Origin of the sequence: Shewanella sp. ALD9 (genome assembly GCF_002836315.1) — a bacterium.
In the GTDB taxonomy this organism is placed as follows: Bacteria; Pseudomonadota; Gammaproteobacteria; order Enterobacterales; family Shewanellaceae; genus Shewanella.
Map to the genome: position 1 here is coordinate 541,099 of NZ_PJCD01000003.1, position 25,776 is coordinate 566,874.

Below are 25,776 nucleotides of genomic sequence, written 5' to 3' on the forward strand. Positions count from 1 at the left end.
ATTCGCCAATCGCCTTGAGAGGTTTGTGCAATGGGTAAGTGGTTTAAATCAGGTTCACCGTGGATTTGGATGACCGGTGGTGCCGTTAGTATCAGTTTGATTGCCGTTTTAGGCTTATTACTGTTAATCGCTTGGCGTGGCTTGAGTTACTTTTGGCCTGCTGATGTTTATGAATGGCAACTCGAAGACAACAATGGTGTTAAAAGTACCTTAATTGGTGAGATTTACGACCGTGAAGAGGTGCCTACAGAGCGCTTAATTTCAGCTGGTCATAAATTTGCCAAACACCCTGGTGAGTTTGTTACTCGTTACTTGGTAAAAACCGGTAACCGTGAGTTTGTTGGTTTAGATTTTCGTTGGATTTTAGGAACCGATATCGTTAGCCGCTCTATGCCTGCTGATGTCGCTAAACTTGAACGAACTAAAAACGGTAATTTTTACGGTTATCCTGTTGCGGTAATCGAAGACGGTAAACGTTTAGAGCTAACTAATGAAGCAGACATAGAAGCGTCTTTGTTTGACCATATCGACCGCGCAGTGGCAATTTCTGACGAAGCCTTGGAGTTGCAAAAAAGCGATATTGGCTCGATAAATTATCAAATGGAACGTCTACGTTTGAAAGAGCGTGGTTATGAGCTTGATGGTGAATTAACGGCTGAGCGTAAAGCGGATATCAAGGCGCAAATCGAACAGCTTAACCAAGACTACTTAGTGCTTGAAAAAGACTTGTTTGCCCTGCGTGATAAAGCGGCGCGTGATTCTGTGGTGATTAAAGACATGCGCGGTGTTGAAGTCACCTTGCAACTGGACTCAATTTTAGACGTAAGTTATGTCAATCACATGAGTTTGCTAGGTAAAGTGGGTCACTGGTTTGTGGGAATAGGTCGCTTTGTGAGTGATGACCCGCGTGAAGCCAATACTGAAGGTGGTGTTTTCCCCGCTATTTTTGGCACGGTATTTATGGTGATGCTCATGGCCGTTATCGTGACGCCATTTGGAGTTGTCGCTGCTATTTACTTGCACGAATACGCCAAGAAAGGCCCTATTACTAAGCTTATCCGTATTGCGGTGATTAACTTAGCCGGTGTACCGTCAATTGTTTATGGTGTGTTTGGTTTAGGTTTCTTTGTGTACATGATGGGCGGCTCAATTGACCAATTGTTCTTCCCAGAAGCGTTACCAGCACCGACATTTGGCTCTCCTGGGGTGATTTGGTCTGCATTAACTTTAGCCATTTTAACCTTGCCGGTGGTGATTGTATCAACCGAAGAGGGTTTAAGCCGAATTCCGAGTGCTGTGCGTCAAGGCAGCTTGGCATTAGGCGCGACTAAAGCCGAGACCTTATGGCGCATTGTTATTCCAATGGCAAGCCCAGCAATTATGACTGGTTTGATTTTAGCCGTGGCACGTGCTGCCGGCGAAGTGGCACCGTTGATGTTAGTGGGTGTAGTAAAATTAGCCCCAACATTACCGATTGATATGAACTTCCCGTTTGTGCATTTAGAACGTAAGTTCATGCACTTAGGTTTCCATATTTACGATGTAGGCTTCCAAAGCCCTAACGTAGAAGCCGCACGCCCATTGGTGTACGCAACTTCGTTCTTATTAGTATCTGTAATTGTTGCTCTTAATTTAACCGCTATCAGCGTGCGCAACCATTTACGTGAAAAATTCCGTTCGCTAGAACATTAATTAGCGATATCCTGAGGAAAGATAAAATGATTTCTATTGATAGTTCAGCAATGCAAACAGAAGCCGTTGATTTAGCTAATTTACCGGCACAGGATACCGCACTTGAAATCCGTAATCTTGATTTACGTTACGGTGACAAACAAGCGCTATTTGATGTGTCGATGAAGATCCCTAAAAAACAAGTTACGGCATTTATCGGCCCAAGTGGTTGCGGTAAATCAACGCTGTTACGTTGTATTAACCGCATGAATGATTTGGTTGATAGTTGTAAAATTGAAGGTGAAATCTTACTTCATGGGCAGAACATTTATGACAAGAAAGTCGATGTAGCGGCACTACGTCGTAACGTCGGTATGGTGTTTCAGCGTCCTAACCCGTTCCCTAAGTCAATTTACGAAAACGTGGTGTATGGTTTACGTTTGCAAGGGTTAAGTAATCGTCGTGATTTAGACGAAGCGGCAGAGCGTTCATTGCGTGGCGCAGCGATTTGGGACGAAGTGAAAGACCGTCTACACGACAATGCATTTGGCTTATCCGGTGGTCAGCAACAACGTTTGGTGATTGCCCGTGCCATTGCCATTGAGCCAGAAGTATTATTACTCGATGAGCCAACGTCAGCACTTGACCCAATCTCAACCTTAACTATTGAAGAATTGATTACTGAGTTAAAGCAAAAATATACCGTGGTGATTGTGACGCATAACATGCAACAAGCGGCACGAGTGTCAGATCAAACGGCCTTTATGTACATGGGTGAATTGGTTGAGTACGCTAATACCAACACCATTTTCACGACCCCTAAAAAGCGTAAAACAGAAGATTATATTACTGGTCGTTACGGTTAATCTTGCTTAAAACGCTTTTAATTAACATACAGAATTTAGGTGGGTATCATGGAAAAAATGAATTTAAGTAAACACATATCAGGTCAGTTTAATGCCGAGCTTGATGATATTCGTAATCGCGTATTAGCCATGGGCGGGCTTGTTGAGCGCCAGCTTGAGCAAGCATTGGATGCGCTAGCAACACTTGACTCAGAATTAGCGCAACAAGTGATTGAAGGCGACCACAAAGTCAATGGTATGGAAGTGGCTATTGATGAAGAGTGCACCCGTATTATTGCTAAGCGTCAACCTGCTGCCAGTGATTTACGCTTAATTTTGGCTATTTCTAAAACCATTACCGATCTTGAACGCATTGGTGATGCTTGTGTTCGTATCGCCAAAGCCGCGGTAGAAAAGCGCGCTAACAGTCAACAGCCTTTATTGGTGAGTATTGAAAACATGGGGCGTCATGCTACACGTATGTTGCACTCAACGTTAGATGCATTAGCACGTATGGATGCTGATCAAGCATTTGAGTTACACAAAGAAGATGCGAAATTAGACAAAGAGTATGAAGGTATTATTCGTCAATTAATGACTCATATGATGGAAGATCCTCGTTCAATCCCTGGTGTGTTAGACGTATTATGGGCTGCGCGTGCAGTTGAGCGTGTCGGCGACCGTTGTAAAAATATCTGTGAATACGTTATTTACTATGTGAAAGGTAAAGACGTTCGCCATATTTCTTACGAAGAAATGGAAAAAGAGCTGTAATAGGTCTTAGCGACTTTAGAAACGCCCTATGTTGCACTGTTTATCTAACAAACAGCCCCGCATAGGGCGTTTTTGTTTAGCGGTTTTGATGGATATTTGTTATCTTTGGCGCCTAAATCTGATGTAGAAGAAATCGTTCATGAAAAATACCCTTACTCGTGGTTTAACCAATTTATTACCTATGGTGTTGTCTATTTGGCTATTTTGGTCATTGTTTATCTCACTCGATGGCTTAGGTAAATTATTGCTTGATATTGTGGGGGTAAAATCGGCTTTTGTTGGCGCAGGATTTTGTTTGGTGGCGAGTTTAGTGTTTGTAGCGGGATTATTATTTTCCGTTAGTCCAATTGCTTGGGTGTACGGTTGGGTTGAAAACCAACTGATGAAGTTTCCTTTGTTTAAATCCGTCTATGGCAGTATTCGTGATATCGCCAGTTTAATGAACCGCGACGGCCAACCTAAAACTCAAAAAACGGTATTAGTCAAACAAGCCAATGGTAGTTTTGTCGTGGGCTTTATTATGAGTGACTCAGCACCACAACCCCTTGCCGATGCATTGCCAGAAGGTGATTGGGTGCCAGTATTATTCCAACTCAGTTACCAAATAGCTGGGGTGACCAGTCTGGTTAAACGCGACGACCTTATTTTTGTCGATTGGTCATTTGAAGATGCAATGCGCTTTAATTTAACCGCTGGAATATCGAACAGTAAAGCAGCTTAAATAGGCTGGAAGACGGTTTGAGCGATAACGCTGATAAAAGCGGTATTAAGCGGTATCAAGCGATAGCGGCGATAACAAGCGATAACGGTGCTAACAAGCGATAACAAACCTAGATGCTAGAGCGGACTGCGTCCTGCTAGTTCGCTTCGCTGCTATAAGAGCCTGTTTAAGCGGTAACGGCGATAACAAGCGATAACATGCCTAGATACTAGAGCGGACTGCGTCCTGCTAGTTCGCTTCGCTGCTATAAGAGCCTGTTGAAACGGTAACAATCGGTATCAAGCGATAACAGCGATAACAAACATAGATACTAGAGCGGACTGCGTCTTGCTAGTTTGCTTCGCTGCTATAATAGCCTGTTTAAGCGGTAACAATCGGTATCAAGCGATAGCTGCGATAACAAGCGATAACATGCCTAAATACTAGAGCGGACTGCTAGTTTGCTTCGCTGCTATAAGAGCCAGTTGAAGGGAAACAATCGGTATCAAGCGATAGCTGCGCTAACAAGCGATTACAAACCTAGAGACTAGAGCGGACTGCGTCCTGCTAGTTCGCTTCGCTGCTATAAGAAGCCTGTTGAAACGGTAACAATCGGTATCAAGCGATAGCTGCGCTAACAAGCGATAACAAACCTAGAGACTAGAGCGGACTGCGTCCTACTAGTTCGCTTCGCTGCTATAAGAGCCAGTTGAAGGGAAACAATCGGTATCAAGCGATAACGGCGCTAATAAACGATAATGGCGATAACAAACCTAGATATAAGAGCGGACAGGGTCCTGCTAGTTTGCTTCGCTGCTATAAGAGCCAGTTTGCGGTAACAATCGGTATCACGCGATAACGGCGAGCGATGCGCTTGTCATCTCATTTTATTGCTTATCATCGTTTGTTACTTTGCTTGTATAGTATCTAGGCTTTAGGTGATTAGAATAAGCTAAGTGATGTTTTATCATTGCTTTGTCATTGTTAATCAGTGCTAATCACACAAGAATCTTAAAATAAGATCTAGCAAACAATTGCCCCAAGCGATAACAGTGATTATCCTTGGGGTAATTTTTTTTACGAGTGATAAATTAATGTCAGCCAACGAAAGTAAATTAGATAAAGTATTAGCTGAAGCCAGAGACTACAAAGCCTCTCGTGAAAAAGGATATCGTGAGCAAGCGCTTAAGCTCTATCCTTGGGTATGTGGGCGTTGCACTAGAGAATTTACTCATAAAAATTTATCTGAATTAACTGTGCATCACCGTGATCATAATCATGACAATAACCCGTCAGATGGTACGAATTGGGAGTTGTTGTGCCTGTACTGTCACGACAATGAACATTCACGCTTTGAAGAGTTGATTCGTTACGGTAGCACTAAAGAAGCCAAACAAGATGCTGCCACTTTCAATCCGTTCGCAGACTTAAAAGCGATGATGAAGAAGTAGAGCTGAGACGGTAGAAGCGGTAAGAGCGATGAAACTCGATAACAGGCGATGGCGAGTGATATAAAGCCTAGGAACTAGGTCGCTTCGCGGCGAGATGCTATACAGGCAATGTCAAAGCTGGTAAGAACGATAAAAATCGATAACAGTCGATGGCGAGCGATAAAAAGCCTAGGAACTAGGACGCTTCGCGGCGAGATGCTATACAGGCAATGTCAAAAGCTGGTAAGAACGATAAAAATCGATAACAGGCGATGACAAGCGGGAAACAGCCTCGGAGCTAGGTCGCTTCGCGGCGAGATGCTATAAAATCAAATTCAAAAGATACAAGCTTAGGGCTAGGTCCCATCATGGAAATACTTCTGAGCTGGATCTGCTTGATGCTTTACCGTTGTTATAGAAGCGAAGCGCACTAGCTGGACGAAGTCCGCACTAGCATCTGGGCTCGTAATCGCTCGTAATCGCTCGTAATCGCTCGTTATCACCTATTACCGTTTAATCCGCTTTTCAGCTTCTAACCATTTTGCCCGTGACAACGTTTGGTTGTTGTTGTCGCCTAAATACAGCTGTTTTCTGCCTTCTAAACTATCAAAAATTTGTTTCTTACGTTCTTCACTGGCTTGTGACCACGTTACAATTTCATCAATGTGACGAAAACAGCCCATACAATAATCGTCAGCATTTAAGCCACAACGGGCGACACAAGGTGAGTGCATAGTTTACAATTCCAGTTCGGTGATTTAATGACTCGCATCCTATCATTTCAATCGGCTAAGGTTAACTACAAGTCTCAATATGTCCGTAATCAAATATCAACAGACCTTTAATGCCATAGACTCACTTCTTGAGGCTCTAAAACCCTTATGGCAGCTGGTCGCGTTTGAGTGTGACCACTTACCTTGGCAGCACGATTTCCCACAATTAGCCCAAAAGGTGTGGCAACTTGATGATGTAGAAATTGATACTATTGATATGGATCAGCAACAGCTTGTAGAGTCGTTGTTGCCAAGTCTGATTCGCGATATCAAGCAAAGCAAACTGCCGCAGGTTGATCAGTTAATTAGCCAATTAAGCTTGTTAGTCATCACTTTGCCTACAAGTACGATTAACAGTGACGATGCTCAAGCTGTTTCTGACACTGAAACACTCGTGAATGATCACCTAAATAGCGATTCAGCGCATTTTAGTGCCCATATTAAAGGTCGAAAGTGGCAACAGATTACCGCGTTCTCGGAGCAAGTTGATCCACAATCTCAACCCCAACTACCTCGGTTACCTATTTTAGAGTGGTGTGCTGGTAAAGGGCATTTGGGCCGCTTGGTGGCTAAGCAGCAAAATGTTGAGGTAACAAGTATTGAGTGGCAAGCGAGTTTATGCTCACAAGGCCAGGTTTTTGCAAAACAATGGCAATTACCGCAAACTTTTATTTGTGCCGATGCTTTTGCGCCAATCGACCCAGGTAAACCGCTTTTGTTAATTGATCAACATGCAATCGCATTGCACGCCTGTGGTGATTTACACATTCGTTTACTCCAACTCGCAGTATCGGCAGGCACTCGGGTGATGTCTATTTCACCCTGCTGTTATCATTTGATTGAACATACACATTATCAACCGCTATCGGCCTTAGCCAAAGTCAGTGCGGTCAAACTGTCAAAGCATGACTTACAGCTGCCATTGCAACAAAGCGTTATTGCAGGCACCAAAAAACAAACATTACGCAATCAAGAGATATCATGGCGCTTAGGTTTTGACAGTTTGCAACGAGAAATTCGCGGCATCGATGCTTATTTATCGGTGCCGACCATTAAAAAAAGCCAGCTTAGTGGCAGTTTTAGCGACTTTTGCCAATGGGCTGCAAATCAAAAGCATTTAGTTATATCCAGTGAGATTAATTTGAGCCATTATTTGCACCGCGGAATTGAGCGACAACGGCTTACTAAGCGAATAGATTTAGTGGCCCATCTATTTCGCCGAGCTTTGGAGCATTGGCTGTTGCTCGATCGAGTGTGTTTTTTACAAGAGCAGGGATATCAAGTGGCTTTGACTGAATTTTGTGCAAACAGTGTTACACCACGAAATGCGATGATCCAAGCAATTAAAACAAACTAATAGCAGCATTTGTCACAAAACTGTAAATTAAACCTTTGTTTATACTAGTCTATTTGCCCTAAAACTGTGAAAATCAACAAACTAGTTAATCAAATAATAAAATCTAACCACAATATATTATCCAAATTACCGCATTAGCTTGCTGTTTTTGATTGAATAATTAAGCCATTCTTGTTCAAATGGCGGGTTAATAACGAATAACAACTATTCTAGTGGCTTTTGTGCTTGCTAGAGCGAAGCGAATTATACGGTTTAATGAAATATTCACGCGTCTTTATCAATAGTCTGGCTTATGAGCTAGCACCCCAAGTAGTGTCGAGTAGCGATTTAGAATCTCGCTTGGCCCCGCTTTATCAAAAGTTTCGTATTCCTATGGGGCAACTTGCCGCATTAACCGGAATTACCGAGCGTCGTTGGTGGCCTAAAGGTCATCGTTTATCAGACGGCGCTATTGCTGCTGCACGTAAAGCCGTGAATGAAACCGGTATTAATGTCAGCGACTTAGGTGCTGTGGTTTACACGGGTGTGTGCCGTGACCAACACGAACCAGCAACCGCTTGCCGTATTGCTGCCGAACTTGGCGTGTCTAAAGACACAGCCATTTACGACATCAGCAATGCTTGTTTAGGGGTGTTGTCGGGTATTTTAGATATTGCCAATCGTATTGAACTTGGGCAAATCAAAGCCGGCATGGTTGTGTCGTGCGAATCTGCACGAGATATCGTTGATGCCACCATCGATCACATGCTAGCCGAACCGACAATGCAGAATTTTGCTCAGTCATTGGCTACGTTAACCGGTGGTTCAGGTGCGGTAGCAGTCATTTTAACCGATGGCACTTTGCCACTCACCACCACGCGTCAGCATCAGTTATTAGGCGCCAGTCATTTGTCTGCACCAGAGCACCACCAATTGTGTCAGTGGGGCCTACAAGAAGCAGGGCACTTATTGTATCGCGAGTTTATGCGTACCGATGCAGTTACCTTGCTCAAAGAAGGCGTAGAGCTTGCTAAGCACACTTGGGAGCATTTCCTAGAGCAGCGTGATTGGGTTGTTGAGCAAGTTGATAAAGTGATTTGTCACCAAGTGGGCGCATCAAACCGCCGACAAGTGCTAAATGCATTAAACATCCCCCACGAAAAAGAATATCCCACCTATCAAACCTTAGGCAACATGGGTACGGTTTCATTACCTGTTACTGCTGCAATTGCCCACGATGAAGGTTTTTTACGTGTTGGCGACCAAGTCAGCTTTTTAGGGATAGGCAGTGGTTTGAACTGCATGATGTTAGGAATTAAGTGGTAAGCCTTGGGCTGCACTGAATTTTTGCATATCATTATAAAAATAGTTAACAGGATGCATCATGCTAGACAACTTACTGCCATTTAAAAGTCATTATTTAGACCGTAACGGCAATAAACTACATTACATAAACGAAGGCCAAGGCGAGCCAGTCGTTATGGTGCACGGTAATCCTAGTTGGAGTTACTATTACCGTAATTTAGTGAGCGCGTTGAGCGATCAGCATCAGTGTATTGTGCCAGACCATATTGGTTGCGGCTTATCAGACAAACCCGATGATCCACAATACGATTACACCCTAAAAAACCGTATTGATGATTTAGAAGCCTTGCTAGACAGCCTTGATGTAAAACAAAACATCACCCTCGTGGTACACGACTGGGGCGGTATGATTGGAATGGGCTTTGCGGCTCGTCATCCTGAGCGCATCAAACGCATTGTGTGTTTAAACACGGCCGCGTTTCATCTTCCTAAAACTAAGCCTTTTCCCTGGGCATTATGGATTTGCCGCGAAACCTTACTCGGCACCTTGTTAGTCCGTGGGTTAAATGCATTTTCATCAGCAGCCTCGTATGTGGGGGTTAAACGTAAACCCATGTCTAAAGAAGTGCGTGAAGCTTATGTAGCGCCATTTGATTCTTGGAAAAACCGTATCTCGACACTACGCTTTGTTCAAGACATTCCACTTAAACCTGGCGACAGAAACTACGACTTAGTGACTAGCATTGGCGATAGCTTAAGCGAGTTTGCTGACATACCGACGTTGATTTGTTTTGGTTTACAAGATTTTGTGTTTGATAAGTATTTTTTAGAAGAATGGCGACAGCGAATGCCTCACGCCACGGTGCACGAGTTTGCTGACTGCGGTCATTACATTCTTGAAGATGCCAGCGACGAAGTGATTGGCTTAATTAAAGACTTCATCGAAAAAAATTAATTACACCCTAAAAGGCTCATTTGAGCCTTTTAGCTATTTAATCGTCTAAAATTATCTATATGTTGGCGTACTTGTTAACCAGCATATATGCGTTATTCACATTAGCCCAAAATGAAGCCACATGACCAAAACCTCTACACTTGCTAATGCCAATATCTGTCAGCACCTTAAAACGGCTGCGCAAGCTATGCCTGCCGGTCTTGCAGTTGCTGTGCAGCACGCTAAGCTGGGCCAGTTCAATTATCAAGAAATCGACTTTGCTACCTTACATCAACAATCAGACATGATTGCCAAAGGGCTTATTCAATACGGTATCAAGCGTGGCATGAAAGCCGTGTTGATGGTCACCCCAAGCATTGAGTTTTTCTCGTTAACGTTTGCCTTGTTCAAAGCAGGTATTATCCCCATTTTAGTCGACCCAGGCATGGGGATCAAAAATCTTAAACAGTGTTTTGCAGAGTCGCAACCAGATGCTTTTATCGGTATCCCGAAAGCGCATATCGCCAGACGTGTACTGGGTTGGGGCAAAAGCAGTGTTAAACAGGTAATTAATGTCGGTGGTTCAGGCATTGAACGTTGGTTAACAAATGCCACAAGTTTGGAAACCATTACCGAAATAGGCCGAAATGAGGCTTATCCTTTTGAAATGGCCCTGCTAAAGCCAGATGATATGGCCGCTATTTTGTTTACCAGTGGTAGCACCGGTACTCCCAAAGGCGTGGTGTACAGCCATGGGATGTTTGAAGCGCAAATAAGCGCACTTAAACACGATTACGGCATCGCTCCTGGTGAGCGAGACTTAGCGACTTTTCCGCTGTTTTCATTATTTGGCCCTGCATTAGGCATGGCATCCATTGTGCCAGACATGGATGCCAGCAAACCAATCACCGCCAACCCTGACAATTTGTTTGCTGCAATCGAGCAATATCAATGCAGCAACATGTTTGTTAATCCTGCCTTGTTAGAGCGATTAGGCCAAGCTGGTGAGCAGAGCCAACATAAACTCACTAGCGTTAAGCGAGTGATATCAGCGGGTGCTCCGGCAACGATTAGCTCAATCAAACGCTTTAGCAACATGCTTAACCCACAAGTTGAAGTGCTTAACTCTTATGGTGCGACAGAGTCATTACCCATCAGTATGATTGGTAGCCTCGCGTTATTTAATACCAGCGAACAGACCGATCAAGGTAAAGGCATTTGTGTCGGAAAACCGATATCGTCGGTGAGCGTTGATGTTATTGCCATTACAGATAAGCCTCAACCTCATTGGGTCGATGTTAAAAAACTTGTCGCTAACGAAATTGGTGAAATTGTAGTGAGCGGCCCTATGGTCAGCCAAGCCTATTATCAGCGTCAACATGCCACTGAGTTAGCTAAAATACACGACGGTGAACACGTTAAGCACCGCATGGGAGATGTGGGTTATCTTGATGATAATGGCTTATTGTGGATGTGTGGTCGTAAAGGCCATATTGTTGATGCCACGCGCGGTAAGCAAAAATTAAAGCGCTTTTATACACTGCCCTGTGAGCGAGTGTTTAATACTCACACTCAAGTCAAACGTTCTGCCATTGTTGGCGTTAATGTGGGTGGGGACGTTGTGCCAGTTATGTGTATCGAATTGCAAAAAGATATTGTTTGCTCAACGGCTAAAGCCCTTTATCAAGAGTTAATAGAATTAGCCGAGCAGTATCCACATACGCAAGGTATTGGTCGTTTTTTAATTCATCCCGACTTCCCTGTAGATGTACGCCATAATGCTAAAATCTTCAGAGAAAAGCTCGCTGTTTGGGCACAAAAGCAGTGGAAAGAATAAGGCCGTACTCAAGTAATTATTAAGTAAGAATAAGACCAGTCCTAAAGTTAGAGCAAGGTAATAATAATGAAGCTGACAGACTTACATCCCCTAGAGCAAGCCGCACTTAAACAATTAGCGCTATCGGTCAACAAAGTGTTTGTTACCGGTGCAGGCGGCTTTTTAGGGTTTGCTATTTGTCAGCGTTTATTGGCCGTAGGTATTGAGGTAGTGGGTTTTGCCAGAGGATATTATCCTAAGCTTGTTGAGCTTGGTGTTGATATGCGTCAAGGTGATATCAACGACTTTGACACGGTAAAAGAGGCAATGCAAGGCTGTGACGTAGTGTTTCATGTAGCATCAAAGGCAGGCGTGTGGGGCAGTAAGCAAAGTTATTATTCGCCTAATGTTGATGGTGCGGCTAATATTGTTAATGCTTGTAAAAGTCTTAATATTCAAAATCTTATTTATACCAGCACCCCAAGTGTGACCTTTGCAGGGCGTGACGAAAACGGCATTAACGAGTCAGCACCTTACGCTGCTGAGTACCTCAATTATTATGGTGAGTCTAAAGCCATTGCCGAACAAAATGTGCTTGCCGCTAATTCTGCTCAACTTCGAACTACCGCCTTACGGCCACATTTAATTTGGGGGCCAAACGATCCTCACCTGGTACCTCGAGTGATTGAACGTGCTAAAGCAGGGCGATTAAAGCTAGTGGGAAATGAAGATAAACTGGTCGATACCATTTATGTTGATAACGCCGCCTACGCCCATATTTTGGCTGCAGTAGACTTAATAGCAGACGCTAAATGCGCCGGTAAAGCGTATTTTTTAAGTAATGATCAACCTATTACCATGGCAGACATGCTTAATCGCATTTTAGCGTGTGTCGACTTACCGCCCGTGACCAAACGTGTACCAACGCGTGTCGCTTACACCGCAGGTGTTGTACTTGAATTTGTTTATGGTTTGTTTAATAAACAGCAAGAGCCCATTATGACTCGCTTTGTAGCAAGGCAACTGTCGACCAGCCATTACTTTGACATTGGCGCAGCAAAACAAGACTTAGGCTACCAGCCGCTGGTGAGTATCGACCAAGGAATGCTTAAACTGAAGCAATCTTTGTCGAACTAATTGCCTTGCTGTCACACATCTTCCGTGTGCATTTACTGGACTCACATATGTGATTTAAACGATGTAAACAGCTGTTTGTAAAGTTGTTTTTACATCACTTCGTGGGTTATTTTTCAACAATCACTTGGTTATATTTTATTCCACTGTATCTTAAATTCCGACCACCACAACAATAACCCCAAAGAGGGTAACAACTCATAACAAGGTGGCGCAGGGAGAAGCAATGCAAGATAACAATCAGGGTAAATGGAACTTAGCCACATTAGCCATTCATGGCGGACATCAACGCGAAGCCTTTGGCTCACTCACCACACCTTTGTATCAAACTGCCACCTTTGTATTTGATACAGCCGAGCAGGGCGGAGCACGTTTTGCCGGAGAAGAACCGGGTTATATTTATACTCGTCTCGGTAACCCAACCACCGGAGAGCTTGAGCGTAAAATGGCGCTGCTAGAAGGCGCAGAAGACGCAGCTGCAACCGCATCTGGCATGGCGGCAGTATCAAGTGCATTATTAACTCATTTGCATGCAGGCGATCACTTAATCGCATCAAAAGCTGTTTATGGTTGTACCTTCGCGCTGATGACCACTCAGCTAACCCGCTTAGGCATTACATCAACATTGGTCGATTTTTCCGACATAGCTGCAATCGAAGCCGCCATCAAACCAAACACCAAAGTGTTGTTTTGCGAAACACCAGTAAATCCACATTTACAAGTATTCGATCTTGCTGCTATGGCCAAAGTAGCTAAAGCACATAATCTAGTTTCAATCGTCGACAACACCTTTATGACACCACTATTGCAGCAACCACTAGCGTTAGGCATTGACATGGTGATCCACAGTGCCACCAAGTATTTAAATGGCCACGGTGATGTTATCGCAGGTATTGTGTGCGGCAATGCAGAGCACATGCACAGATTGAAATACGAAATCCTAAAAGACTTCGGTGGCGTGATTTCACCTCACGATGCATGGTTAATTTTACGCGGTTTAAAAACCCTAGACGTACGGTTAACTCGTCACTGCGACAATGCAGAAGTGTTAGCTGAATTTTTAGATAAACACCCTAAATTCAGCCAGGTCTTTTACCCAGGCTTAGAACACCACCAAGGTCATCGTTTCATCGGCAACCAAATGAAGCGCGCTGGCGGTGTCATCGCATTCGAATTGGCGGGTGATAAGCAAGACGCAATCAACTTTGTTAATCGTTTAAAGTTATTCACTATCGCCGTAAGCTTAGGTGACGCAGAATCGCTGATCCAACACCCTGCATCAATGACCCATTCCCCTTACACCCCAGAAGCCCGACTAGCTGCAGGCATTACCGACAACTTACTGCGTATCTCAGTCGGATTAGAGAATGTAGAAGATCTTATCGCGGATATAGAACAAGCGTTAGCTTAAAACTAAGGATTAAAATAATATGCTGCGCTTAAGTTAAGTTTGTAGCATTTTTTTGAAAAAATCTTATATAGGTCTCTAATACTTCGCTGTTAGTACCTATCAATCGTTAAAGATGAATATCGCTTTGGCTTTGAAGCTCTGAACTAATTTACCTTTTCCACTAAATGACATCAGCTTGAAGTTTTCCGTTATCGATACTCACATCAACGCTTTTCCTTTAAGCAGTTTACGCAGCCACATTCTGTTGGGGCTAAGCAGTGCTTGTAGCTCTATGCTTAATGGTGACAGTTCACCGCATAGGTTTGCTGCTAAGCATTCGGCAACTAGCGGACCTGAGCTTAGGCCGCGTGAGCCTAGTCCTCCTAACACATATAATCCGTCATAAATTGGTGCTGGTGTTATTTGCCAATAACGCTGCCATAGACTGGGTTTGTCTTTCGATTGCTGCTGAACAGCATAGCGTGTAAATAACGCTTCAACATCAGGTGCGCAACCCATTACTGGGAAGTGATCGCGACTGACCATCCTTACGCCGACTCTGGCATCGTTGTTTGAAACATCAATATCATTAGGCCAGTTTGAATTAGGAAAGCTTTGTTGCATTTTTAGGCTGTTTTCATGCTGCTCTATCGGGCAAAAATCAAGATGCTGTGGGTCTTTTACATAACTTGCTCCAACGCAATGTAATTGGTTATGTTGTGGCGTTAAATAACCATTGGCGCAGATAACAGTATTAAGCTGTGCCAGTTCACCTTGTGGCGGTACATGGCTTACTTGACCTCTAAAACCAGTGATTTGCAGGTTTTTTGTCTGTTTATACTGGGTAAGTTGAGCTCCAGAGGCGATGACGACCTGTTGGTGAGTTGCTATATGGGTATTATTCCCGGCACTAAACAGTTGCCAGCCTGATGAGTGTGATTCAAGTGAGCTAATGTCGCTATTATACATAACGCGAACCTTGGTTAATGTTTGTGCTTTGGCAATGCTAGCTTGTGCGAATTCAAACGGGCAAGCCCAGCCTCCTAATGGGTAGTAAAAGCCAGATTTATCAATCTCGACGCTAGCAAGTCGTGTGGCTTGGTTTGGACTTACTGCAAAAGCAATTTCAGTTGGCCATGCTTGGCCATCAATAATTTTATCTAATCTTGTTTGGCTACGTTGATCGAAACCTGTATGTAATACACCGCACCACTCATGTCCTATTTCATATCCATTATCAACTAATGCCTGAATTCTGCGTCGACTGTATAGGAAGGCTTGTTGGAAAAATTGGCTTAGCGATCCATTTTCTGGCGTAAGTAAGGGATAAATGGCACCTTGTTTGTTACCAGATGCGCCTTGTCCTAGAGTGTTATCTTTGCAATAAATAATCACATCTTTGCCGCGCTCAGCCAGAGATAAAGCAAGACTTGCAGAAGCGATACCGCCCCCTATAATAGCTATAGGGCTGTTGTTATTAGAATGTAACGGTGGCAATGGGTTATAAGCAAACTGTTGCTGTAGTTGTTGTCTTAGTGCGTTACGTTCTGCGATAGCAATGTCATCATTGGATTTTGATGATGTGGTTGATAAAAAACCGCATAGTGCTAGTTGCTTTTTGATAGCCGGAGCGACATCGGTATCATTTGTGCTGGCAGCTAAAAATGTTGCATTATCAACACTGAGCCGACCATATTGCCAAAGTGAACTTTGATTAAAATAATGATCTGAATAAGCCTCTTGGTTCGTATGGGGTAGGGCAAACCAATGTGTTATCCTTTGTTTACCAGGTGTGGCAATGACTTTGGCTTGCGCTAGTGGCGAGCCTTGATACAGGTCTATGATAAGTTGGTTTTGAAGTAGGCCTAGCCGCTGACAACCTTCAATGGCTGCAATTTCACCATTGAGTAGTGCTTGGGTAAAATCGAATAAATGATGGTCTGAATTAAGTAGCCCTTGTTGTTGCCATTTGTATTCTAGTTGCTTACGATTTACTGGGCTTTGTTCAAATACACTGATGTGAATTCGAGTTTTTTGCTGTTTCAAAGGGTTTTGCAGGTTAGCCTCTTGCAAGGCTGCCAGTAATAGTATTATTTCGTGGCCATCGCCAAAACCGAGTTGGCCTAGCGTTAATAAATGTGGTTTAGTATTTGTGGCTGCTATTTTATCGTCACCGCTTTGCAATACTTCGGCGATATACTGCTTAAAAATATGGAGATATCGGCTATTTTGATTGACGTTGTTGCCCAGTAATTCACAAATATGCAACTCGTGTAAATTCGGGGATACAGATAATAAAGGTGTTTTATTCAAAATATTTTACTCAGGGCCGATAACTTGGCATTATTTTACCTGCGTTTATGGAAAGCTGACCACTTAATTGCTTCAAAGCAGCTATGATTGCCGCAATTAAGTACCGACATGTACCAAATGGATAGCATAAAAATGAAAAGAGTCGTGATCACCGGAATGGGTGTTGTTTCAAGTATCGGTAATAACAAGCTAGAAGTGACTGATTCACTTAAAGCGGGTCGTAGCGGTATTACTCACTCGGCACAGTTTGAAGAAATGCAATTACGTAGCAAAGTTTGGGGTGACATTAAAATGAACCCAGCTGATCATATCGATCGTAAAGCACTACGCTTTATGGGCGATGCTGCTGCATATGCTTACATTGCTATGCAGGAAGCGATTGCTGACGCTAACTTAACAGAAGAGCAATATTCTAATTTCCGTGTCGGCTTGATTGCTGGAACGGGTGGCGCATCTTCAAAAAACCAAGTTCAGGCTGCTGATACACTTCGTGAAAAAGGTGTTAAGCGTGTAGGCCCTTATATAGTGCCTCGTATTATGTCGAGTACTGCAAGTGCTTGCTTGGCGACACCATTTAAAATTAAAGGCACGAGCTATTCAATCAGTTCAGCTTGTGCCACTTCAGCTCATTGTATTGGCCATGCCGTTGAACTTATCCAAATGGGTAAGCAAGATATGGTTTTTGCTGGCGGTGCTGAAGAAGTCGATTGGACACTCACTATGGGCTTTGATGCTATGGGAGCACTATCGACTAAGTACAATGACACGCCTGAAAAAGCGTCACGTACTTATGATGCCGATCGTGATGGTTTTGTTATTTCTGGTGGCGGCGGTATTGTTGTTGTTGAAGAATTAGAACATGCCTTAGCACGTGGTGCGAAGATTTATGCTGAGATTGTTGGTTATGGTGCCACATCTGATGGCTACGACATGGTTGCTCCGTCTGGAGAAGGTGCCGTACGTTGCATGCAGATGGCATTAGCTGACGTCGATACGCCAGTTGATTATATCAACACTCATGGTACTTCTACTCCTGTAGGTGACATGCGTGAACTTGAAGCATTGCGCGAAGTGTTTGGTGATAACATGCCTCCTATCGCATCAACTAAATCAATGACAGGCCATGCTTTAGGTGCTGCGGGTGTTCATGAAGCGATTTACAGCTTAATCATGATGGAAGACAGTTTTATTGCTCCAAGCATTAACATTGACAACCTAGATGAAAAAGCAACTGGCATGCCTGTCGTTCGTGAAATGCGCAAAGCAGAATTGAACACCATTATGAGCAATAGCTTTGGTTTTGGTGGCACTAACGCAACGTTAGTCATGCGTAAATATAAAGCGTAAAACCTCATTAGTGGGGCAACCCGCGAATGATTTGAAAGCCAGCATCGGAAACGATACTGGCTTTTTTGTTGCCTTTTGCATAGAGAAAAAGCGGTAACAAGCGATAACAAGCGATTACAAGCGAACGCTGCGCTTATGGAAAGACTAAATGCCTAGATGCTAGTTCGCTTTGCGGCTAGAAGCTATAAAAGCGAAAGCGATGTAAGCGTATATCGGAGTTATTTGTCGGTTGTTTCTGATGTTAACCGCTTAGCTTTTATAACCGCGAAGCGAACTAGCAGGACGAAGTCCGCTCTAGCATCAAGGTTTAGTCAGCGATAACATTCAGCGCTATTTGCCATGACGGAGTGGGTGAGTTTGGTATAAGATACTAGTGATAAAAAAACGCGATGTGATGTCGTTAAACTCGCAGTGAATAAGATACCCAAATGAAAATAATTGCCGATGAAAACATGCCTTATGTTGATGCCTTGTTTGGCTATTTAGGCAAGATTGAATATGTAAATGGCCGAACCTTGACGGCTAAACAAGTAGAAGATGCTGATGTGTTACTGGTGCGTTCGGTGACCAAAGTGAATGCTGCGTTAATTAAGAATGCGCATAAACTTAAATTTGTGGGTAGCGCGACAATTGGTACCGATCATATCGATGTTGATTATCTTTCGTTGCGCAATATTTATTTTACTAATGCCCCAGGCTGTAACGCGACTGCAGTAGGTGAGTATGCATTTATTGCCATGCTGGAGTTAGCGCAACGTTTCGGTGAGTCTCTAGCCGGTAAAGTGGTTGGGATTGTGGGCGCGGGTAATACCGGCACCGCAGCCGCGAAGTGTATGCAAGCTTATGGGCTAAAAGTATTGTTATGCGATCCCATTAAAGCATCGCAAGGTGATACCCGAGAGTTTGTGTCGCTAGACACTATTATTGAGCAAGCCGATATTATCAGTCTGCATGTGCCTATCACTAAAGACGGTGAGCACAAAACCTGGTACTTGTTTGATGAAACTCGACTGAATAAGCTAAAGCCCAATACTTGGTTACTAAATTGCTGTCGAGGCGAGGTTATTGATAACCGAGCGCTGATCAAGTTTAAACAACAACGTGATGATGTAAAGCTGGTGCTTGACGTGTGGGAAGGTGAGCCAAATCCAATGGCCGAATTAGTCGCCTTAGCAGAGTTTGCTACGCCGCATATTGCAGGTTATAGCCTTGAAGGCAAAGCCCGTGGTACGTTTATGTTGTATCAAAAGTGGTGTGAGTTACTTGATTTTCCGGTGAAAAAATCATTAGAAAGTTTATTACCGGCATTTCAATTTAACCAAATTGTAAATCAAGGTGATTTAACTGAAAGCCAATTGCTGAAATTGTCGCGTTTGGTCTATGATTTGCGTGATGATGACTTTAGTTTTAGAGGGTGTTTTTCAACAGCGACAGGTTTTGATTTAATGCGTAAAAACCACACTTATCGTCGTGAATATAGTGCTATCTCGTTAGCTCAATCTGTGGACTATTTATCTGATGGTACGATTAACCCACCGATGTTGAGTGCTTTAGGCTTTAATTAATTAGTGAAAGTATACAAGGCCGATATTGCCAATAGAACGACAGATTGAAGCTAAAAAACAGTAATTTTAACCAGTTGAGAAAAAATCACTTCAAAGTCGGCTTTTTTAGTACATTAACCCTAGTAAAGCATAACTAAACTAGGGTAGATTGATTGTTCAAACTGGATAATATGGAGTCGAGCGTTAATTATGTCTCAGGAATTTAATGTAGTCGTTTTAGGTGCATCGGGCGCAGTGGGTCAAACAATGATTGAGATCCTCGAGCAGCGTAATTTTCCGGTTGCTAAGTTGTTTCCATTAGCGAGCAGTCGCAGTGCTGGCGAAACAGTCAGTTTTCACGGTAAACAAGTTGAAATTCTTGACGTAGAAACGTTTGATTGGACCCAAGCACAAATTGGCTTTTTTTCTGCTGGTGGCGATGTGTCTGCTAAATGGGCGCCGATTGCGGGTGATGCGGGTTGTGTTGTTATCGATAACACCTCACATTTTCGTTACGACGTAGATGTGCCCCTGGTGATACCTGAAGTTAACCCAGAAGCCATTGCTGATTTTCGCAATCGTAATATCATCGCTAATCCGAATTGTTCAACGATTCAGATGTTAGTGGCTCTTAAGCCTATTTATGATGCTTTTGGTATTTCACGTATTAACGTAGCGACCTACCAGTCTGTGTCGGGAACCGGTAAAAAGGCGATTGATGAGCTAGCGGGTCAAAGTGCTAAATTATTGCAAGGTTTACCGTCAGAGCCGACAGTTTATCCAAAGCAAATTGCCTTTAACGTATTGCCTCAAATTGATGTGTTTATGGAAAATGGCTACACCAAAGAAGAAATGAAAATGGTGTGGGAAACGCAGAAAATTTTTGGTGATGACGAAATTGTGGTTAATCCAACCGCTGTGCGTGTGCCTGTTTTTTATGGTCATTCTGAAGCTATCCACATTGAAACTCGTCAACCTGTTGATGCAGAAGATGTTAAAGCCGTTTTACGTGATGCACCAGGCGTAGAATTGTTTGATGATGATAGCGAATATCCAACCGCGGTAACTGAAGCTGCAGGTAATGATCCTGTTTATGTTGGTCGTGTTCGTAAAGATATTTCACACTCTCACGGTATAAATTTATGGGTTACTGCCGATAACATTCGTAAGGGTGCAGCATTAAACAGCGTTCAAATTGCCGAAATTTTGATTAGAGATTACTATTAATTACGCTTTAACAATGTGTAATGACTTAATCAACAACGCGATTTAGTTTAAAAAGCCTGCAATGCGCAGGCTTTTTCTGTTTTACTGAGCCCAATAGTAGCAGGTGCGGTGAATCTAGTTTATAGTCGTAAACATATCATTTTTAACATCAATAACATCGAAATTGCCTGTAAAATTGGCTCACGATTGATGTGACTCGATACAGTTAACGACCATAATACTAACGATAAAAATTGCCTAAAGCCTGTTGCCAAATCGGTAACTCAATAGCGCTAAAAGGGAAGGATGGGATGACTTTGCGTACTTCATATATTGTGGGTTTGATTGCCTGCACAGCGGTTGGTTTAACCAGTGTACAAATTATTGAGTCTGCACAGGCAGAAACGCTCAAAATTACTGGGCCTAATGGCGAGGTTAAACAACAAGCGAAACGGCAATATGGTCCGACGACATCAAGAGATACGTTTTGGAGTATTGCGCAAAAAGTCAGACCCAGTGATAAGGTCAGTATTTATCAAGTGATGGCGGCGTTATTTGACGCGAATCCACATGCTTTTAGTGGTAATAATTACAATACACTAGAGCGAGGGATGATATTACTTGTTCCTTCTGTAGATGTGATAGCCGCTATACCCAATGATGTTGCTAAACGCCGTGCTGAACAAGATGACCGCCGCGCTAACAGACAAACCCAGCCTCGTCCCGTTATTAATAAACCTATTCAATCCCCTATAGTCGAAACGCCTAAAAAGCCTACTGCTGCAAAACCACTGCAAATAGTTCAGCAAACACCTGCTGTGGCGGTTCAAACCAAAGCGATTAATGAGGCTAATGCGGTTGTCGTAAATGATCTCAATAGCACCTTAGATAAAGCTAATGCAAAAACGTTGATGGTCACGGATGAGCTAGCGCGCGCGCAAGATGAATTAATGGTCAGTAATAATGACAATCAAGCGTTGAAAAACAAAATTGAACAAATGTCATTAAACATTTCCTCGCTTGAAGAAGATCTACAACTATTACGCGAGAAATATGAAGCTTTAAACTTAGAAAATAAAAAACTCGAAGATCAAACCGAAAATGCGGAACCCGTAGTAGAAGAACCCACTGACTTTTGGCGTAGCCTAATGGATAACACCATTTTGTTGATCCTTGCCGCCTCTATCCCTCTGTTAATTATCTTCGGGCTTATTTTCTGGTTGCTCAGTCGCCGAAATAAAAAGTCTCAACAATCTGAAGTGAAAACAGCAACCCAGTCTGAACAAGAGTCTGCAGCTGCAACAGGCAGTGATGACTTAGATGACTCTGATGATATTGTGGTCCATTTAGATTCAAGTGATGAAGATTCAATTGATGATTTATTGGATTTGGACAGCGTAGATTTACAGCCTGAAATCCAAATGGAAGATGATGCCGAGATGGATATGGCGTCTGATATGTTTGTTAGTGAAACAGAAATAGAAGATGAAGAAGGGACCTCATTAGACGATTTATGGGCAGAGGCTATGGAAGATCAAGATTCTGATCTTGAACCTCTTGAAGATGATGATGATCTCGATAGTCTACTTGCTGGATTAGATGATAAGCCTGCTGCAACCCTAAATTCTGCTGCACCAGAGGATGATTTAGACAGTTTGTTGGCGGGTTTAGATGAAGATACTGGAAAAGATGAAACTGATGATATAGATGCTTCAGCAGAAAATGATATTGATTCGCTATTAGCTGAGTTTGATATGCCTGCAGAGCCAGATGATGTGGCTGCGGCAGCAGTAAAATCAGCAGACACAAGCGCGGATGACGATATCGATGCATTGTTAGCTGAGTTTGATATGCCTGCAGAGTCGGATGATGTTGCCGCTGCCGCAGCAGTAAAATCAGCAGACACAAGCGCGGAAGATGATATCGATGCATTGTTAGCTGAGTTTGATATGCCAGCGGAGTCGGATGATGTTGCCGCTGCCGCAGCAGTAAAATCAGCAGACACAAGCGCGGAAGATGATATCGATGCATTGTTAGCTGAGTTTGATATGCCAGCAGAGCCAGATGATGTGGCCGCCGAAACACCGGTAAAATCAGCTGAAGCAAAAGCGGATGATGATATCGATGCATTGTTAGCAGAGTTTGATATGCCTGCAGAACCGGATGATGTGGCCGCCGAAACACCGGTAAAATCAGCTGAAGCAAAAGCGGATGACGATATCGATGCATTGTTAGCAGAGTTTGATATGCCTGCAGAACCGGATGATGTGGCCGCCGAAACGCCGGTAAAATCAGCAGACACAAGCGCGGATGACGATATCGATGCATTGTTAGCTGAGTTTGATATGCCAGCAGAGCCAGATGATGTGGCCGCCGAAACACAGATAAAATCAGCTGAAGCAAAAGCGGATGACGATATCGATGCATTGTTAGCTGAGTTTGATATGCCTGCAGAGCCAGATGATGTGGCCGCCGAAACACCGGTAAAATCAGCTGAAGCAAAAGCGGATGACGATATCGATGCATTGTTAGCAGAGTTTGATATGCCTGCAGAACCGGATGATGTGGCTGCCGAAACACCGGTAAAATCAGCTGAAACAAACGCGGAAGAGGACCTTGATTTATTACTATCAGAGCCTGATTCGGAACAAACTGATGTTGATGCTCCTACTGCAACGGACGAAGATATAGATCAACTCCTAGCCGGCTTATCTGCAACCAAGGATGAGAACGAAGAAGATAGCTCAACAGATGATGGGGATACAGACCTTCAGCCGCTAAACCGTGATTCAATTGACAACGATGATGACATAGCCGCGTTAATTGCAGCTGAGTTGCAAGATGATACTAACGAAGATATCCAAGATGTAGAGTCGAGTGATGATGACATTGATGCATTGCTGTCTAGCTTGAATGAGCCTGTTATTGAATCAGTGTTTGACGAAAAAAGTGATGAACTATCAACCGGTGAACAGCAAACTTCCGATAGTGATGATTTAGCGGCGCAAATTGCTGCAGAGTTAAGTGATGAGGATGTCGTAGATTCTATTGATGATAATGAAACCAGTGATGATGACATCGATGCATTATTAGCGAGTCTTAACGAGCCAGTGATTGAGTCAGATGCCGACATTCAGGAAAAGGCTGCCGTCCAAGCACAGATAGCTGCTGAATTAGATGATGATATTTCCGATGAAGAATCAATATCTGATGATGAGTCCCTCGATGATGACATTAATACTTTATTGGCAAGCTTTAAAGAAGATATAAAAGACGATACTCCATCAGAAAATGACACTGAAAACCCACAGTATGGCAGTGCTCCACAGGTTGACAGTACTCAGCCTGACAATGAAGGCATCGACGATAACGCATTATTCGATGAGTTTGATGAATATCTTAATGATACCGATTTAACTAACACAGATGATACCGCTGATATTGAAACGAACAAGTATATTGAGCCAGAAGTGGATGCTGATAAAGCAGCAGACAGCGATGACGAAGATAACAGCTGGTTAGATGCTGAACTTGAAGCCGCGTTAGCGTCAACGAGCAATAATGATGTTGAGTCTGATCAAGAAACTGCAGCTGCACAAGCTCCTACATCAGAAACGGATGATGGTCTTGATACCTTGTTAGCACAAATGGATGATGAAGCGGCTGCTTCGTCTAGTGCGAAAAGTAAAATCAATAAAGATTCAGGCTTCTTTAATGACCTAAAATCAAGTAAACCAAAACCTGAACTTTTAGATTGGGAAAGCGATTTACTTAAAGCTGCCGAGTCAGCCGCTGACGAGAGAGAAGTCGATGAAGCAGATGTGAGTGACGATGATCTACTGGCTGCATTTTCACAATCACTCAATGATGATGACAACGATGATGACTTTACCTCAGAAGATGAGTATATCCTTAGCGATGACAACTTAACTGTTGATGAAGCATTGGCTGCACTCGATCAAAAAGAACGAAGCCAATCAACAGAATATAAAGCCAGTGACGATGACTTAATGCGTTTTGAGCGTGAAAACGGTTATATCGATATTGATAAACTGTTGAACGATGCTGATGAAGATGACGATAAAACCGATCAGTATAAAGACGTTAATGTTGATATGGGCTCTGCAAGTTCATTAATGGGCAATCCGAATATGGTTGATGTTGATGATGAAGAAAACTCCGTTAATGCAAAACTTGATTTAGCCAGGGCGTATATTGAAATTGAAGATCAAGACAGTGCCCGAGCGTTATTAAAAGAAGTGCAAATGGACGGTAATGAACGTCAGCAATTAGAAGCCAAAAATTTACTAAAAAGTGTCAGTTAAGCCGATAATTCTTTGCCTGCATAGGTAAAGAAATAGGCTTATGTTAACCACATAAAAGCAAACGGCGCAGATACATGCGCCGTTTTTTTGTGATAAACTGCGCGCCATTATTGAGTAGAGGATATAGGCATGCGGGTCGCGTTAGGTGTTGAATATGATGGTAGTGGTTTTTGTGGGTGGCAGCGCCAACTCGAGGTCGATTCAGTGCAAGCCCAGATTGAAAAAGCGTTAAGTTATGTGGCTAATGAACCTATAACCGTTTTGTGTGCCGGCAGAACAGATACTGGTGTACACGGTACCGGGCAGGTGGTTCATTTTGACACCGATGTTCAACGTCCAATGACGGCGTGGACACAGGGCGTTAATGCTAATTTACCCGACAGTGTGGCGATACGCTGGGCAAAAGAAGTCGATGACAGTTTTCATGCTCGTTACAGTGCGACAGCCAGACGTTACCGCTATGTGATTTATAATCATAAACTGCGCCCGGGTATTTTAAGTGCCGGAGTGAGCCATTATCACGGTGATATTGATGAAACCTTGATGCATAAAGCGGCACAGCTTTTTGTTGGCGAACACGATTTTACCAGTTTTAGAGCATTGCATTGTCAATCTAAAACGCCGTTTCGAAACGTACATCAAGTCAATGTGACTCGCCAAGGCATGTATGTGATGGTCGATATTCAAGCTAATGCATTTTTACATCATATGGTGCGTAATATTGTTGGTTCATTACTGCAAATCGGCTTAGGTAATCAACCTATAGAGTGGATAACAGAATTGTTTGCACTGAAAAATCGTAAGTTAGCGGCACCTACCGCTAAACCGAATGGATTGTATTTGGTCGATGTGACTTACCCTGAACAATATCAATTGCCTAAGTTAGCGCTGGGTCCATTGTTTATGCTCGATTAAGTCTTGTAAGTTATCTTT

18 protein-coding genes are annotated in these 25,776 nt (G+C 43.2%); 16 read left to right on the forward strand and 2 right to left on the reverse strand.

The window, feature by feature from the left end:
• Positions 1 to 30 precede the first annotated feature (30 nt).
• From pstA to CXF88_RS10010, 5 genes are all read left to right on the forward strand, one after another.
• Complete coding sequence (pstA, locus tag CXF88_RS09990) at positions 31 to 1,692, forward strand: phosphate ABC transporter permease PstA (RefSeq protein WP_101086706.1); 1,662 nt, start codon at positions 31 to 33, stop codon at positions 1,690 to 1,692.
• A 26-nt stretch (positions 1,693 to 1,718) separates the two neighbouring features.
• Entirely contained in the window at positions 1,719 to 2,537 is an 819-nt protein-coding gene (pstB, locus tag CXF88_RS09995; protein ID WP_101086707.1) for a phosphate ABC transporter ATP-binding protein PstB, read from the forward strand.
• A 48-nt stretch (positions 2,538 to 2,585) separates the two neighbouring features.
• Positions 2,586 to 3,290 carry a phosphate signaling complex protein PhoU gene (gene phoU / locus CXF88_RS10000; RefSeq protein ID WP_041412865.1) on the forward strand — a complete coding sequence of 235 codons (705 nt, stop codon included), beginning with the start codon at positions 2,586 to 2,588 and terminating at the stop codon, positions 3,288 to 3,290.
• Between the two features lie 139 nt (positions 3,291 to 3,429).
• A complete protein-coding gene (locus tag CXF88_RS10005) occupies positions 3,430 to 4,011 on the forward strand; it encodes a DUF502 domain-containing protein (RefSeq protein WP_101086708.1) in 582 nt (193 codons plus the stop codon).
• Positions 4,012 to 5,084: 1,073 nt separating this feature from the next.
• Positions 5,085 to 5,441 (forward strand): YajD family HNH nuclease, encoded by a 357-nt coding sequence (locus CXF88_RS10010; protein WP_041413485.1) that lies wholly within the window; start codon positions 5,085 to 5,087, stop codon positions 5,439 to 5,441.
• Between the two features lie 485 nt (positions 5,442 to 5,926).
• On the opposite strand, the gene CXF88_RS10015 is transcribed toward CXF88_RS10010, so the two are convergent.
• Entirely contained in the window at positions 5,927 to 6,154 is a 228-nt protein-coding gene (locus CXF88_RS10015) for a DUF1289 domain-containing protein (protein WP_101086709.1), read from the reverse strand.
• A gap of 79 nt (positions 6,155 to 6,233) precedes the next feature.
• Here CXF88_RS10015 and CXF88_RS10020 point away from each other — a divergent pair, with 79 nt between their 5' ends.
• The 6 genes from CXF88_RS10020 to megL all read left to right on the forward strand — a co-directional run bounded on the left by CXF88_RS10020 (position 6,234) and on the right by megL (position 14,129).
• Positions 6,234 to 7,550 carry a methyltransferase gene (locus CXF88_RS10020; RefSeq protein WP_101086710.1) on the forward strand — a complete coding sequence of 439 codons (1,317 nt, stop codon included), beginning with the start codon at positions 6,234 to 6,236 and terminating at the stop codon, positions 7,548 to 7,550.
• Positions 7,551 to 7,805: 255 nt separating this feature from the next.
• Positions 7,806 to 8,855 carry a 3-oxoacyl-ACP synthase III gene (locus CXF88_RS10025; protein WP_101086711.1) on the forward strand — a complete coding sequence of 350 codons (1,050 nt, stop codon included), beginning with the start codon at positions 7,806 to 7,808 and terminating at the stop codon, positions 8,853 to 8,855.
• Between the two features lie 58 nt (positions 8,856 to 8,913).
• Positions 8,914 to 9,789 carry an alpha/beta fold hydrolase gene (locus tag CXF88_RS10030; RefSeq protein WP_101086712.1) on the forward strand — a complete coding sequence of 292 codons (876 nt, stop codon included), beginning with the start codon at positions 8,914 to 8,916 and terminating at the stop codon, positions 9,787 to 9,789.
• Between the two features lie 121 nt (positions 9,790 to 9,910).
• Positions 9,911 to 11,605, forward strand: a complete 1,695-nt coding sequence (gene oleC, locus CXF88_RS10035) for an olefin beta-lactone synthetase (RefSeq protein ID WP_101086713.1) — start codon at positions 9,911 to 9,913, stop codon at positions 11,603 to 11,605.
• 66 nt (positions 11,606 to 11,671) lie between these two features.
• The gene (gene oleD / locus CXF88_RS10040) at positions 11,672 to 12,721 is read left to right on the forward strand and encodes a 2-alkyl-3-oxoalkanoate reductase (protein WP_101086714.1); all 1,050 of its coding nucleotides are present in this window, start codon (positions 11,672 to 11,674) and stop codon (positions 12,719 to 12,721) included.
• 223 nt (positions 12,722 to 12,944) lie between these two features.
• Positions 12,945 to 14,129: a methionine gamma-lyase gene (gene megL, locus CXF88_RS10045; RefSeq protein ID WP_101086715.1), complete on the forward strand. Its 1,185-nt coding sequence runs from the start codon at positions 12,945 to 12,947 to the stop codon at positions 14,127 to 14,129.
• A 198-nt stretch (positions 14,130 to 14,327) separates the two neighbouring features.
• Here megL and mnmC read toward each other — a convergent pair whose 3' ends face one another.
• Complete coding sequence (gene mnmC, locus CXF88_RS10050) at positions 14,328 to 16,421, reverse strand: FAD-dependent 5-carboxymethylaminomethyl-2-thiouridine(34) oxidoreductase MnmC (protein ID WP_242445129.1); 2,094 nt, start codon at positions 16,419 to 16,421, stop codon at positions 14,328 to 14,330.
• 132 nt (positions 16,422 to 16,553) lie between these two features.
• Between mnmC and fabB the strand changes: the two genes are divergently transcribed.
• From fabB to truA, 5 genes are all read left to right on the forward strand, one after another.
• Complete coding sequence (gene fabB, locus CXF88_RS10055) at positions 16,554 to 17,768, forward strand: beta-ketoacyl-ACP synthase I (protein WP_162024366.1); 1,215 nt, start codon at positions 16,554 to 16,556, stop codon at positions 17,766 to 17,768.
• A gap of 428 nt (positions 17,769 to 18,196) precedes the next feature.
• Positions 18,197 to 19,333 (forward strand): 4-phosphoerythronate dehydrogenase, encoded by a 1,137-nt coding sequence (locus CXF88_RS10060; RefSeq protein WP_101086716.1) that lies wholly within the window; start codon positions 18,197 to 18,199, stop codon positions 19,331 to 19,333.
• A gap of 189 nt (positions 19,334 to 19,522) precedes the next feature.
• Positions 19,523 to 20,539 carry an aspartate-semialdehyde dehydrogenase gene (locus CXF88_RS10065; protein ID WP_011636866.1) on the forward strand — a complete coding sequence of 339 codons (1,017 nt, stop codon included), beginning with the start codon at positions 19,523 to 19,525 and terminating at the stop codon, positions 20,537 to 20,539.
• A gap of 290 nt (positions 20,540 to 20,829) precedes the next feature.
• The gene (locus tag CXF88_RS10070) at positions 20,830 to 24,843 is read left to right on the forward strand and encodes a FimV/HubP family polar landmark protein (RefSeq protein ID WP_101086717.1); all 4,014 of its coding nucleotides are present in this window, start codon (positions 20,830 to 20,832) and stop codon (positions 24,841 to 24,843) included.
• A 129-nt stretch (positions 24,844 to 24,972) separates the two neighbouring features.
• Positions 24,973 to 25,758, forward strand: a complete 786-nt coding sequence (gene truA, locus CXF88_RS10075; RefSeq protein ID WP_101086718.1) for a tRNA pseudouridine(38-40) synthase TruA — start codon at positions 24,973 to 24,975, stop codon at positions 25,756 to 25,758.
• Positions 25,759 to 25,776: the final 18 nt, after the last annotated feature.

Coding starts and splice junctions, on each gene's coding strand:
- pstA (WP_101086706.1), top strand. CDS start 31: ATGGGTAAGTGGTTTAAATCAGGTTCACCGTGGATTTGGATGACCGGT.
- pstB (WP_101086707.1), top strand. CDS start 1,719: ATGATTTCTATTGATAGTTCAGCAATGCAAACAGAAGCCGTTGATTTA.
- phoU (WP_041412865.1), top strand. CDS start 2,586: ATGGAAAAAATGAATTTAAGTAAACACATATCAGGTCAGTTTAATGCC.
- CXF88_RS10005 (WP_101086708.1), top strand. CDS start 3,430: ATGAAAAATACCCTTACTCGTGGTTTAACCAATTTATTACCTATGGTG.
- CXF88_RS10010 (WP_041413485.1), top strand. CDS start 5,085: ATGTCAGCCAACGAAAGTAAATTAGATAAAGTATTAGCTGAAGCCAGA.
- CXF88_RS10015 (WP_101086709.1), bottom strand. CDS start 6,154: ATGCACTCACCTTGTGTCGCCCGTTGTGGCTTAAATGCTGACGATTAT.
- CXF88_RS10020 (WP_101086710.1), top strand. CDS start 6,234: ATGTCCGTAATCAAATATCAACAGACCTTTAATGCCATAGACTCACTT.
- CXF88_RS10025 (WP_101086711.1), top strand. CDS start 7,806: ATGAAATATTCACGCGTCTTTATCAATAGTCTGGCTTATGAGCTAGCA.
- CXF88_RS10030 (WP_101086712.1), top strand. CDS start 8,914: ATGCTAGACAACTTACTGCCATTTAAAAGTCATTATTTAGACCGTAAC.
- oleC (WP_101086713.1), top strand. CDS start 9,911: ATGACCAAAACCTCTACACTTGCTAATGCCAATATCTGTCAGCACCTT.
- oleD (WP_101086714.1), top strand. CDS start 11,672: ATGAAGCTGACAGACTTACATCCCCTAGAGCAAGCCGCACTTAAACAA.
- megL (WP_101086715.1), top strand. CDS start 12,945: ATGCAAGATAACAATCAGGGTAAATGGAACTTAGCCACATTAGCCATT.
- fabB (WP_162024366.1), top strand. CDS start 16,554: ATGAAAAGAGTCGTGATCACCGGAATGGGTGTTGTTTCAAGTATCGGT.
- CXF88_RS10060 (WP_101086716.1), top strand. CDS start 18,197: ATGAAAATAATTGCCGATGAAAACATGCCTTATGTTGATGCCTTGTTT.
- CXF88_RS10065 (WP_011636866.1), top strand. CDS start 19,523: ATGTCTCAGGAATTTAATGTAGTCGTTTTAGGTGCATCGGGCGCAGTG.
- CXF88_RS10070 (WP_101086717.1), top strand. CDS start 20,830: ATGACTTTGCGTACTTCATATATTGTGGGTTTGATTGCCTGCACAGCG.
- truA (WP_101086718.1), top strand. CDS start 24,973: ATGCGGGTCGCGTTAGGTGTTGAATATGATGGTAGTGGTTTTTGTGGG.